This window comes from Chitinophaga eiseniae (genome assembly GCF_900167135.1).
Taxonomy (GTDB): domain Bacteria; phylum Bacteroidota; class Bacteroidia; order Chitinophagales; family Chitinophagaceae; genus Chitinophaga; species Chitinophaga eiseniae.
Genome location: NZ_FUWZ01000005.1, coordinates 1 through 13064, shown reverse-complemented (window position 1 = coordinate 13064; position 13064 = coordinate 1). Strand labels below are relative to the sequence as shown.

The 13064-nt window shown below is 50.3% G+C and carries 9 protein-coding genes and 1 tRNA gene; 4 read left to right on the top strand and 6 right to left on the bottom strand.

The genetic code is table 11. The features are described from left to right. Positions 1-36 precede the first annotated feature (36 nt). The 4 genes from B5D63_RS26185 to B5D63_RS26170 form a co-directional block, all read right to left on the bottom strand. A complete protein-coding gene (locus tag B5D63_RS26185; RefSeq protein ID WP_078671831.1) occupies positions 37-1620 on the bottom strand; it encodes a T9SS type A sorting domain-containing protein in 1584 nt (527 codons plus the stop codon). Between the two features lie 9 nt (positions 1621-1629). Then, a complete protein-coding gene (locus tag B5D63_RS26180) occupies positions 1630-3603 on the bottom strand; it encodes a hypothetical protein (RefSeq protein WP_143313109.1) in 1974 nt (657 codons plus the stop codon). Between the two features lie 97 nt (positions 3604-3700). Further along, on the bottom strand, positions 3701-5374 hold the full coding sequence (locus tag B5D63_RS26175; protein ID WP_078671829.1) for a hypothetical protein: 1674 nt from the start codon (positions 5372-5374) through the stop codon (positions 3701-3703). 798 nt (positions 5375-6172) lie between these two features. Then, positions 6173-8707 (bottom strand): ATP-dependent Clp protease ATP-binding subunit, encoded by a 2535-nt coding sequence (locus B5D63_RS26170; RefSeq protein ID WP_078671828.1) that lies wholly within the window; start codon positions 8705-8707, stop codon positions 6173-6175. 307 nt (positions 8708-9014) lie between these two features. Between B5D63_RS26170 and B5D63_RS26165 the strand changes: the two genes are divergently transcribed. Both B5D63_RS26165 and B5D63_RS26160 read left to right on the top strand, forming a co-directional pair. Further along, positions 9015-9389, top strand: coding sequence for an STAS domain-containing protein (locus B5D63_RS26165; protein WP_078671827.1), 375 nt, complete (start codon positions 9015-9017; stop codon positions 9387-9389). Positions 9390-9462: 73 nt separating this feature from the next. Next, the gene (locus B5D63_RS26160; protein WP_078671826.1) at positions 9463-10371 is read left to right on the top strand and encodes a ribonuclease Z; all 909 of its coding nucleotides are present in this window, start codon (positions 9463-9465) and stop codon (positions 10369-10371) included. Positions 10372-10431: 60 nt separating this feature from the next. On the opposite strand, the gene dapA is transcribed toward B5D63_RS26160, so the two are convergent. Together dapA and B5D63_RS26150 are read right to left on the bottom strand one after the other, a co-directional pair. Beyond that, entirely contained in the window at positions 10432-11307 is an 876-nt protein-coding gene (gene dapA, locus B5D63_RS26155) for a 4-hydroxy-tetrahydrodipicolinate synthase (protein ID WP_078671825.1), read from the bottom strand. Between the two features lie 82 nt (positions 11308-11389). Continuing rightward, entirely contained in the window at positions 11390-12343 is a 954-nt protein-coding gene (locus tag B5D63_RS26150) for an acetyl-CoA carboxylase carboxyltransferase subunit alpha (RefSeq protein ID WP_078671824.1), read from the bottom strand. A 170-nt stretch (positions 12344-12513) separates the two neighbouring features. Between B5D63_RS26150 and B5D63_RS26145 the strand changes: the two genes are divergently transcribed. After that, positions 12514-12587: transfer RNA gene (locus tag B5D63_RS26145), tRNA-Asp, on the top strand. Positions 12588-12749: 162 nt separating this feature from the next. Next, on the top strand, positions 12750-13064 hold a 315-nt coding region (locus B5D63_RS26140), incomplete at its 3' end, for an ISAon1 family transposase N-terminal region protein (RefSeq protein ID WP_235021628.1).

Here is a 13064-nt window from a genome sequence, read left to right as displayed (position 1 = left end):
AATTGAGGGAATTATGCGAAAAAAGCAAAACAAACCTTATGGCACCACCACTACTTTGCAGGTGTAGGCTACTTTCTGCGTGTCTTTATGATAGAGCACCATGAAGTAAGTACCGGCGGGCAGGTCGCTTACGCTCAGGTCATTATCCTGGCGCACGTCGTACTCACGCATCACCTGGCTCCAGGTATCGCGGAGCTGCATTATCAATGCCCCTCTTATACCACGGATACGTACTTTGAATTTACCGTTGTTCGGGTTAGGGAATACATCGATCTGTACAAACGGGGGTACAGCGCGGATTTCCGAATATACTTCCTTGCCATTGCGGGACACGGCTTTGATGCGGTAGTAGGTCCAGCCGTCGTAATCGTTAAGATCTTGCATGGTATAGCTCAGTGGTACGTTACTGTTGCCATTGATGGCTTTCGTAGGCACGATGGCTATACGGGAAAACACCTCTTCCCGTTCATACCGCCGTTCCACTTCAAACAGCAGGTTGTTGACTTCGCGGCTGGTGGTCCAGTCGAGCTGCACCATGAGCGGTGCGATCCGATAGGCTTCAAAGCTGAGGAAAACAGCGGGTTTCGCTTTGCTGATGAGGGTTGTTTTGGCGAAATATTCGTTGGCTCCGAGGCTGGTAAAAGCGCGCATATGCATGGTAGCCGGCGTAGCGAGGCCGTTGGTCGTAAGAGTACCGGGTTTGGGCAGGGTGGCCAGGTAAGGCACCTGGTCCCATACGCCGCCGGTGAAACGGGTGATATAGCTGCTATCGCGGGCAGCGGTGTAGGCAGGCTGTTCGTCGGCATCCATATGTTGCAGGATGACCGTTGCCGTTCCGCCGGAAGCGGCACGGGTGACCTGCCAGGTCTTATTTACGAAGCTGTCGGGGTAGGCGCGTCCACTGATCGCGAGGCTGTATACGCTGTCATATGCGCGGACGCTGAACATATCCGTGGCGCCGTCCAGCAGGAGCGCCGCGGGGGAATAGCTGCTGATGGTTGTTCCTACCGGAAACACGACTTTATTGGCGGCATCGCTGATGCCACTGCGGTAGAGTGCGCCACCAGCGGCAGCGGTACCATTTACGACAAAGCTCTGGTCGCTGTAGCCGGTAATGGTGCCGGGACTGTTTTCTCCTACGAGGAGGTTCCAGCCGTTGAGAAATATATGTCCGTCAGCGAAATGCAGGTTGTTCCTGATTTTGAGATCGCTGAGATCATCCAGGAGCAGCCCTGCGCTGTTATTGATTTCGAGGTTGGGGAAACTGCTGCCCTGCCGGGTGGCCAGGCTGTAGTTGCCGAATATGACCTGCCGGCCGACGTTACCGTACAGCGGGTTCTGCCCCATGAAGAGGAATTTGCCACCCGTACCGGAACGGCCGTCAGCGCTTTCGTCGGGCAACGTAGCAGCGTTGCCGTTAGTCCATTTTTTACTGAGAAAATAGAGGGTAGCCGTTGGGTTGGAACCGAGGATACCATTGTTGGTGAGATCAGAAAAAACGCCTGAGTTACCGGACAGCCATACGGATGCGCCATCAGGGATGTAGATGCCCTGTTGCGCAGTTGCCGGGATGATGAACCCCAACAAAATAATAACGATCGCCAGTAACTGTTTTTTCAAAATGGAATTTTATTGAATGATGGTAACATTAAACCTGGTTGAGCTAAGACTCGCGTTGCTGTTCCCTATATTGATAAAGCCCACTCTGATCCTGGTGCTGCTGATAACTTTTACCCAACTCACGGATACGGATCCGGTCATCTCATCAACGGGGTTGAGAATAACGGTTGCATTGGTAACAAGGGATGGCGTACCTGAAGGCACTGTAAAGTCGGCATAAGTTTGAGTTTGCCTGGCAAAGGAGCCGATATTGAGATTCATCTGAAATTTGAACATTCCATTGAACACCGTTCCGTTGGCGCCCATTTTAAAATCTCCGTTTACATCCAGCGTCGCCTGAGGGTTATTGGTTCCAAGCCCCAGTTCTTTACTGCTGTTATCCCAATAGAGATTACCCGCATCCTGTGCCGTTTCGGTGGAAGCGTCGCTGGTTTTGTAACCGAACAGCAGACCGCCGGCGGTAAAAGAGTTATCACCGTAGGTTGTCACCACCTTGTACCATGGGTTAAGGGGCGGACCGGCATTGGGGGTCAAAGGTTTTTGGCTTCCCTCCCATTCGCGTATCGCCAGTGTATTTTTATCAAAATACAGATGAGTTGTATAGTCTCCGGACCTGAAGGCTAACACGCTCCAGGCGTAAGCGCTGGTACCAAGGGGGCCATTCTGCACAGTTCCGGCACCGGTGGCCGAGGGAGACGGGCCTTGCCAGATTTTCATACGGTAACGTTCATCCGGCGCGTCAGCGTTACGGATATCGCGCGAACTCAGCGTACCATAGGAGGCGCCGCCGGTAATATCTTCAGCGGGGATATACATTTGTGTGGCGGCGTTCCATTTCAGCACATCACCGTCGGCGGGCGCGGTGGTAGCGACAGCATTGTTCTGGATTTTATTGGCATTCCAGATATTTTTGGCGCTGTCGACACTGATCTGCCATGTTCTGTCGGCGGAGAGGTCCTGCTCTCCGGCGGCGCCGAAGTTAATGACGCCGCTGCCTGCCACCAGTTTTATTTTTCGGGTGCCGGGCAGTGTTTGGGTAACGATCACGTCGCCGGTGGCGTTCAGGGACAGTACTTTACCGTTTGAAGCGCCCGGGGTAGCCAATGCGAGGCTGTTTAAAGTTAGTTTACCCATCATCAGTGAATTACCGGCTACCTGCAGGTTGCTTCCGATATCACCGGTTCCGCTAATGTTAAAGCTGGCGCCGGCTTGCAGGGAAGTACCGTTATTGATGAAGTTGCCGGTGGCGCCCGTGGGCGCTTTGGGTTCCCATTGCGTACCGTTGAAAGTCAGCACCTGGTTGGTGGCCGGTGCGGTTGTGGACACCGGCACAGACGCCAGTTTGTTGGCGTTCCAGATAGCCGATCCGTTATCCGCATCGATGGTAAAAGCGGGATTGGTATTGAGATCTTTGGTAGCTGTGGTGGTCGTTTTCATGCCGGTGCCGGCGGTTAGTGTCAGCTTGCTGGCCCATGGCAGGTAAAAGGAAGCATAGTCCGTTGCGGCTGGTGCGATATTACCGGCAGCATCGGGGGTACGGCCAGCGAAGGTGAGTACGCCGGTGTTACTGATAACGCCGGTGGCGCCTATATTGATGCCGTTGCCGGCGGAGAAGGCCGCTCTGGCTCTTGCCTGTGTAAAATACAGGTTGGTGGTTCCTTCGGGAATGTTATCCGTGGTGATGCCTGAGAAGTCGGCTACTTTTTTCCATGCACCATTTGCTTTGATGTAAAGGCATTTTTCTCCAGGGTCTGTTACGTATACGAACATACCGTCAGTGGCGTTGAACAGCGGGCCGCCGGCGCTGATGGCACTTTTAGGCACCCTGTTCAGCAGCAGCCCCTGGCTGTCGCTGTTCAGTTCCAGCAATGCTTCTTTTTTGAGCAATGTTGGCTGAAGCCCCAGTTTCATTTGTTGCGCGGAGGTCCGGACTGAAAACAGGAGTCCCAGTCCCAGTACGGGTAAGTATCTTAAAACAGTCATCTTCCTAAATTAATTACATGGAAATGGGCAGGGCCGGCAAAGGCAGATAACGGTCAGGACTATACGCATTTTAACGTATACCCCTGACCGTTATTTCTTAGTGTCTGATGATAAACCAGTTGGCTCCGTCAGATTGCAGGGTTACGAACGTCCAGTCGTTATAAATGAAGTAGTCTGTACCGTCTTCGATCTTTTCACCGCCTGTTGTGATGATTTGTAAAGATTTAGCCAGCGTACCGCCAATTTTTTTGACAGTGATGACTCTTCCTTTTCTGCCGGCGGCAGAGAGGAGCGTTACAGTAAGATCACCGCTGGCGCAGTTCATGAGGATGGTATTGTCATTGTCCGTCATGGTATAGCTCGCGTTCTGGCTAACGATATTGAGAGACAGGGAGCCTGCTACCTGGAGGGTAGAGTTAGCAGCAGCGAGGGTGTCACCTACAACTAATTTAGTGCGCACCGCCACATCGTCGTTGAATTTTTTAGCGCCTTTGAAAGTCTGGCCGAGATTGGTTACCAGGCCTCTGTCGGCCACGAGGGAAGCAGAAGGAACGTGGAGGGTAAGGGAGTTGGTGGCTGCATCTTCGGTGTAGTGTACGTCCGGACCATCGCTACCGTTTTTGAAATCTCTGAAGGCGGCAGTAGGCAGTGTCTTTTTGATCACTTCGCCACCGGCGCCTAACATCAGTACTTCCTTATCAGCGTCAGTACCAGCGGCTACGCTGCCGAGGGTTACTTTGCCTTTCAGCTCGGAGGTGGTACCTACCTGAAGGGATTTTTTCAGTATCGCGTCGTCGTTCAGCGTAGTAGTGCCGGTAACCGTCAGGCCGTTGTTGATGGTACCGCTACCGTCTACGATGACATTGTTTTTAAAGGTTTTGTTACCGCCGATGTTCTGTGCCACGGCAGTGAGTGCGCCCGGGTTGTTTTCATCTGCCGCGTGGAGAGACAGGGACGGGTTGCCTAAGGCATCTGTACCGATGCTCAGACCATTGGCTGTAGGAGTAGTATTTAAAGTACCGATCACCATCGCTTTAGCTGCGTTATTCAGGCGTATCCAGTCGGCTTTCGTCAGCAAACCCACGTTTTTGGTACCGTCCTGCTCTACGATCGTCAGTTTATGATCGCTGCCGGTGGAAGTGAAGGTATAGTCGGTTCCGCCTGCGGTGGTGAGGGTCTGGTTGGCGCCAGTCAGACCGTTGATGGAGTTGATGGCGGAGGTGAAGGCTGTCTCGCTGATTTTGCGGGAAGACACTTTGCCGGTGGCAGGATCTACCAGTAATACATCCAGACCAGAAGTCACTACGTCCAGTCTTTTCAGGAAGGCGTAACCGTTGTCGATGATCAGGCCTTCTACGCCCTGGCCTTTCAACACCAGTGGAACACTGCCCGCGTTGGTACCGATGAAATCCCCGGCTACGGCGTCGTTGCCGGTGAGTTTCCAGTTGGCGGTAGCGTCTTTATCGTTTGCCATTTTCTCCCAGGCGTTGTTCCTTCTGATGTAGAGTCCTTTTTCAGCAGCCTTGGCCGGGTCTGTGGGCGCGTAATAAACGATCATACCGTCCGGAGGGGTCAGGGCATCGATGTCGGTAAAGGAGGTAAGGCGTGGGAGCAGGAGACCTTGTCTGTCGGATTCCAGTTCCAGTACTGAAGATTTGTTGATCTTGGTGGGCTGGTTACCTACTTTAAGCTGAGCGTAGGCGTCTGTGGCCAACAAGGTAATGCTTCCCAGTAGAATACCGCGGAATGCGACTTGTAAAGATTTAGTCATTGGTATAAGGATAAATAGTTAAAACGATCTTCCAGCAGGCCGCGCATGGGGCGGACAGTAATATTTCTGTGTGTTCGGTTATAAGGAAGTCAGGATAAAGATATAGGCAATTTTATAATATATATAAGAGTTAGATGTATATCTAATTCTTATACAAAAAATAATAGAGGTAGATATTATTTTATGTGACAAAAGTATGTATTATAAAAATTATAAAAATGACATTATTATGCTATATTTTATATTTTAATAATATTTCTCATACCTGCATTTCAGACAGCATAAAGGCCTGGACATAGATTTCGAAATGCAGCAAGGACAAAGGAAATCGCCTGCCGACCATGAACTTATCTTGAAAATCAACTGGTTAACATTTTCATGTGAGAAAGGGGTGATTACGGCAGCGTTTAGGGGGTGAAGCGTTCGGACTGGCCGGGGGAGCAAAGATAGGGACTTGAAGCGGAAGCCAGCGGCGTAGGCCCGGACGGGGGAAGCCCGGAGGTGGAAGCCTGGAACAGGGGGTTAGTATCCGGGGGAGCCTGAGGTGGAAGCCCGGAACAGGGTTTAGTATTTGGGGAAACCTGAGATGGAAGCCCGAAGCAGGGTATAGTATCCGGGGAAGCCCGGAGCGAGCCTGAGACGGAAGGCGGTACGGGCGGGAAGGCGCCGGAAAAAGCCGGGTACAAGAGCATGAGGCGCGTGTCTGGAGAAAAATAGTGACGAAGATAAAAAAGCAATAAAAAAACGGCTGCCTCTAAAAAGGCAGCCGTTTGTAGATAAATATATGCGTTGTTTTACTTACGCTTCAGATTTTTCTGATTTGCTTTTAGAAGAGTTGTTCTTCAGGGTGAACACCAGTTTCTGGTTTTCCTTGTCGAGGTCAGCGACGAGGATATCTCCATCATGGATGTTCATATTGAGTATTTCTTCTGCCAGCGGGTCTTCCAGGTATTTCTGGATGGCCCTGTGGAGCGGTCTTGCGCCGAACTGCTGGTCGTAGCCTTTGTCTGCCAGGAAGCCTTTTGCGTCGTCGGTCAGTTCCAGGCTGAAGCCCAGGTTGTTGAGGCGTTTGAGTACGCTCTTCATGGTGATATCGATGATGGTGTAGATGTGTTCTTTGCTCAGGGAGTTAAAGATGATCACATCATCGATCCTGTTCAGGAATTCCGGAGAGAAGGTCCGTTTCAGTGCTTTTTCGATCACCGATTTGGTGTTTTCTTCTTCGCTCATGGCCTTTGCGGAGGTGGTGAAGCCTACGCCGGCACCGAAGTCTTTCAACTGGCGGGCGCCGATGTTGGAGGTCATGATGATGAGGGTATTTTTGAAATCCACTTTACGGCCGAGGCCATCCGTGAGGATACCGTCATCGAGTACCTGCAGCAGGAGGTTATAGATATCCGGGTGTGCTTTCTCGATTTCATCGAGCAGGATCACGGAGTAGGGTTTGCGGCGAACTTTTTCCGTCAGCTGACCACCTTCTTCATAACCTACGTAGCCCGGAGGCGCGCCAATGAGGCGACTTACAGAGAATTTCTCCATGTATTCGCTCATATCGATACGGATGAGTGCCTCATCGGAGTCGAACATGTAGCGGGCCAGTGATTTGGCCAGTTCGGTTTTACCCACGCCGGTCGGGCCGAGGAAGATAAAGCTACCGATTGGTTTTTTCGGGTCTTTCAGGCCTACGCGATTACGCTGGATGGCTTTGGTGACTTTGCTGATAGCATCATCCTGTCCTACCACAGCGCCTTTGAGGTCTTCGCCCATGCGGCGCAGTTTCTCTGTTTCGGCCTGTACCATCCTTTTAACGGGGATACCGGTCATCATGCTCACTACTTCCGCGATGGCTTCTTCGTCAATCGGGTAGCGTTTATGCTTCACCTCTTCTTCCCACATGGCTTTTGCGCGTTCCAGGTCTTCACCCAGTTTCTTTTCAGTATCACGCAGTGCAGCGGCTTCTTCGAAGCGTTGGCTTTTAACGACTTTGTTTTTCTCCTGTTTGATATCTTCTATCTGTTTTTCCAGATCGAGGATATTTTGCGGCACGTTGATGTTTTTGAGGTGAACGCGGGCGCCTACTTCATCCAGTACGTCGATGGCCTTATCGGGCAGCAGACGGTCGGTCATGTAGCGGTCGCTCAGTTTCACGCAGGCATCGATGGCTGCGTCGGAGTAGCTGACGTTATGGTATTCTTCATAACGGGGCTTGATGTTGTTGAGGATCTGTATGGTTTCCTCCACGCTGGGTGGTTCTACCATTACTTTCTGGAAACGGCGGTCCAGCGCGCCGTCTTTTTCGATATACATGCGGTATTCGTCCAGGGTGGAGGCGCCGATGCATTGGAGCTCGCCTCTTGCGAGGGCGGGCTTAAAGATATTGGAGGCGTCCAGAGAGCCGGAAGCGCCGCCTGCGCCTACGATGGTATGTATTTCATCGATGAACAGGATCACATCCCTGTTCTTTTCGAGTTCATTCATGATCGCTTTCATCCTTTCCTCGAACTGGCCGCGATACTTGGTACCGGCCACCAGGGCTGCGAGGTCGAGGCTTACCACCCGTTTGTCGAACAGTACGCGGGACACTTTACGCTGCACGATGCGCAGTGCGAGGCCTTCCACGATGGCTGTTTTACCCACGCCGGGTTCACCGATCAGGATGGGATTGTTCTTTTTACGACGGGACAGGATCTGCGAAACGCGTTCAATTTCCTGCTCGCGGCCTACTATCGGGTCCAGGCTGCCACTTTCGGCGAGCTTGGTGATGTCCCTGCCAAAGTTATCCAGTACAGGTGTCTTGGATTTGGTGTTGGTCTGTTTGGCTTTGGATGCAAAACTCTTGCGTTCATCTTCGAACTCCTCTTCACCCGGATCATCAAATTCGGATTTGGGATCGGCAGATTTTACAAAGCCCAGTTCGTTTTTAAAAGTATCGTAATCCACGTCAAATTGTTGTAAGATTTGAGTACAAACGTTTTCCTTGTTCTTGAGTATGGAAAGCATGAGGTGTTCGGTTTCCACAGTAGCGCTTTTGAGCGCTTTTGCTTCGAGTACCGTTACCCGGATGACTTTCTCAGCCTGTCTGGTCAGGGGTAGACTGTTAATATTTGCGATATTCTTTCCAGTCTTATCTTTAACAGCTAATTCTACTTCTTTACGTAATTCGTACAGGTCTACGTTTAAAGCTTGCAGAATCTTTACGGCCGTGCCTTCGCCTTCGCGGATAATACCTAACAGCAGGTGTTCAGTACCGATGAAATCATTCCCCAGGCGTAAAGCTTCCTCTCTGCTGAACGAAATGATCTCCTTAACTTGCGGTGAAAAATTCTGGTCCATTGTGAGAATATTAAATGATCAAAAACCCTTACGGGGGCTTGCTTATACAATAATAACGAATAATTCTGAACTTAGATTATCACGCTATTTACTTTAGATGAAGTTATTCCTTTTTTGCACTTAAACAACTTACACTTTAATAGTATAAGATTTATTTTTGTGGTGAAGCGGGGATAGCGTTCAAAATTACTTACGAGGAAAAAGCGGCTTTTGTTTTTGATCTCCTTTTTATTTTAGTTTTTAATAGGCTGGGTTTCCCTCTTTAAATTGATTTTTTTAACTAAATGTATAAAACAACGTCCAACGCATGAAATTCAAAATTGATACCAAAGAAAAAATTGTTGTTTTTTGTCCTGAAGAACCTGCTTTGGATGCTAATTTGTCAGCCGAACTGATTTCCACGCTCGACGCCCTGCCGGAGCTGGAGACCCGCAATCTTATACTGGACCTGACATTGGTCGAAAAAAACGACCCCGCGGGCATTCAAGCCATTTTAACAGTATATCAAAATATCTATGACAAAGGCCGCTCCTGCGCGCTTACCGGCGTTAACAGTGCATTAACAAAGGAACTGAAAGCGGAAGGCGGTGACATGCTGAACATCGCGCCCACTATGGCCGAGGCCATAGACCTGGTGATGATGGAAGAACTGGAGAGAGAGCTTCTGAACGGACTGGATTGATAAAAAGCGACCTTGTTTCCGCCTTTAGCCGTTGGGGTTAGGGCCAGAAGCGGGTAGCGAAACGTTTCACATTATGTTTGCAGTAACAATATTAGGTAATAACTCAGCGATCCCCACGCTGGACAGACACCCCACCGCACAGATCGTTACCTGTGATGAGCAGCTGCTGCTGGTCGACTGTGGCGAAGGCACGCAGCTTCGCATCGCCCAATACCGCATCAAACGCAGTAAAATCAGGTATATTTTTATCAGCCACCTGCATGGCGACCACTATTTCGGGTTGATTGGCCTGCTGAACACCCTCAGCCTGATGGGGCGGACAGAACCTCTCAGCGTATATGCGCCACCGGAGCTGGAACCCATTATTCAGCTACAGCTGGACTGCTCCGGCACCCAACTGCATTATGAGCTGTCCTTTGTGCCGCTGCAACCGGGTTACAGCGGTATCATCCTGGAAGACAAAGAGCTCACCGTACGCTGTTTCCCCACGCAGCACCGCATTTCCTGTTTCGGTTTCTCCTTTACCATGCAGAAAAAGAAGCGGAAACTGATCCCCGAACAGGCGCGGGCCTATGAAATCCCCGCCGCCTACTATGGTAAACTGCAGGAAGGCGCCGACTACGTGCGAAAAGACGGCACCATCGTCAAAAACGACTGGGTCACCCTTCCCCCTGCCAAAGGCAAGCGGTATGTGTATTGCGCCGATACGATTTACGATACCGGCCTGCTTCCCATGTTGCAGGACGCCGACCTGGTATATCATGAAACCACCTACCTGCATGACCTGGAGACCCGTGCAGCAGAGCGCTACCACAGCACCACCGTGCAGGCGGCTTCCCTGGCTGCGGCAGCTGCCGCTAAAAGGCTGCTGATCGGGCATTTTTCTTCGAAATACACGGATTTACAGCCTTTCCTGGAAGAGACAAGGCCGGTGTTTGCGGCCACGGACATCGCGGAAGAGGGCGTAACCTACTACGTATAAAAGACGAATGGCGAAGGAAAATCCTTCGCCATTCGTCTTTTTAAATCTTTTATACGCTGGTTAGTACTGTTTCAGGTATTCACCAATCTGACGGTAAAGCGCATCAGTAGCGGGGAGCACCGGCAGACGGAAATAGTTTCCGATGATGCCGGCGTGCGCCAGGAACCCTTTGATACCCGCAGGATTATTTTCCGAGAACATCAGATCGAAGCCCTGCATCATTTTGTAATGCAGTGCGCGGGCAGCCGGATAGTTGTTCTCCAGCGCTGTTTTTACCATGGCGGAGAAGTCCTTCGCCAGGAAATTGGCCGCCACGGAGATCACCCCATCCATTCCGCAGGCCAGCTGAGGCAGGGCCAGCGCATCGTCGCCGCTGATCACGAGAAAATCTTTCGGTTTGCCCTGGATAATCTGCATACACTGCGCCATATCGCCGGAAGCTTCTTTCATGGCCACGATGTTCTCCACGTCGTGCGCCAGTCGCAGTGTGGTATCGGCAGTCATATTACGGCCGGTTCGGCCAGGCACATTGTAGAGGATAATGGGCTTGGGAGAAGCCGCCGCGATAGTTTTATAGTGCTGATAGATCCCTTCCTGTGTCGGTTTGCTGTAATAAGGCGCCACGCTGAGGATGGCAGCAGCCTCGTCCAGCGGGCATTTTTCCAGTCTTTTTACCACATCACGGGTATTATAATCGCCGATGCCGACCACTACCGGCACCCGCTTCGACACCTTTTCGAAAGTGAATTTCATCAAATCCAGCTTCTCGTCTGCAGAAAGCGTGGGCGTTTCACCGGTGGTACCTAAAGTCACCACGTAGTTTACGCCGCCATCAATTACATAATTGATCAGGTTCTCCAAAGCATTCCAATCTATGCTTTCATCTGCTTTAAAGGGTGTTACCAAAGCCACCCCGGTGCCTTTTAATTGTTCCATGTGTGTTTTTACGGGAAAAAAATAAAAATTCGAATTCCGAAGGCCGAAATTCGAATTTTTTATTGTGATCTCTAAATTTTTTTTAGTGTTCTTCGTAAAAACCCATGCGGGAGAACTTGTCAATCCGCTGCTCAATACGCACGTCCGGATCGATTTTCTTCAGTTCTGCCAGTGTTTCTTTGATTTTAGTCTTCAGGATGGTAGCCATTTCATCCGGGTTTACGTGGGCGCCGCCCAGTGGTTCCCGGACAAGGCCGTCTACCAGGCCAAACTGGCTCATATAGTCAGAAGTGAGTTTCAGCTCTTCAGCTGCTTTCTCCTTGAAATTCCAGCTACGCCAGAGGATGGTAGAGCAGTTTTCCGGGGAAATAACGGTATACCAGCTGTTTTCCAGCATTAACACGCGGTCGCCGATACCGATGCCCAGTGCGCCACCAGAGGCGCCTTCGCCGATGATGATGCAGATAACCGGTACGCGGAGCTTCACCATTTCAAAGAGATTGCGGGCGATAGCCTCTGCCTGGCCTCTTTCTTCCGCTTCCAGGCCCGGATAAGCACCGGGAGTATCAATGAGGGTTACAATGGGCTTGTTGAATCTTTCCGCCAGTTTCATGAGGCGGAGCGCTTTACGGTAGCCTTCGGGGTTGGCCATACCAAAGTTCCTGAGCTGGCGCATTTTAGTGTTCACCCCTTTCTGCTGACCGATAAACATCACGGTTTCTCCATCCAGGTCAGCAAAGCCACCTACCATGGCTTTGTCGTCTCTCACATTCCGGTCGCCGTGCAGTTCCATAAAATTGGTGCACATTTTTTCGATATACGCCAAAGTATAGGGCCTATCCGGATGGCGGCTGAGCTGTACACGCTGCCAGGCGGTGAGATGGGTGTAGATGTTGAGACGGGTGTCTTCAATTTTCTGCTCGTATTCCTTTACGGTAGCAGAAACATCTACCCCGGATTTTTCACCATTCTCCTTCAGCTTCGCCAGCTGCTCATATAAATCCGCGATAGGTTTTTCGAAATCCAGGAATTGCATAATTAGTTTAATTGGTTAAAGATCGGGTGTAAAGATAGTGCTGAAAATTTTTTTTAAAAAAGATTTGCTTAATTGGGAACTTTGTTACTATCTTTGCAATCCCAAAACGGAACAACCCAACGTCTTGGGACACAAAAAGATAGCTGGTCAACAGCATTTTTTTTTTGAAAGGATTGGTAGTTCAGTCGGTTAGAATGCCGCCCTGTCACGGCGGAGGTCGCGGGTTCGAGTCCCGTCCAGTCCGCGAAAAGGGACAAATCATCATCAGTATGGTTTGTCCCTTTTGCATTTTCGGGTGGATTGCCCGACAGGTGGGCGATTAACGCGAATACTTCATGGATCAAGTTGAAAAGTTGGGGGATAGCGTAAAAAATAGTTTTTTTACGTCCAATTAAGATTGATAGCCGTGGATAAGAATTTTAGCCTTCTGATTGAGGCCCTGCTCCCAGAAGGGATTTTATATTATTTTGAGATAACTGATGCTTCTCAAAATGAGACTGAGATTAGTATTTATTTAGAAGAAAAGAATATTGTTCCCGCTGAGCATCAGCATAAAAAACTTCACGCCAAGGACTTCCTTCCTCCCGTTGCAGTCCAGGATTTTCCTATCCGCAGAAAGAAGGTTACTTTATATGTAAAACGCCGCCGGTGGGAGGTTGTAGCTACCGGAGAAACAGTAACAAGAGATTGGGAAATAGTAAAAAAAGGGACGCGAATGACA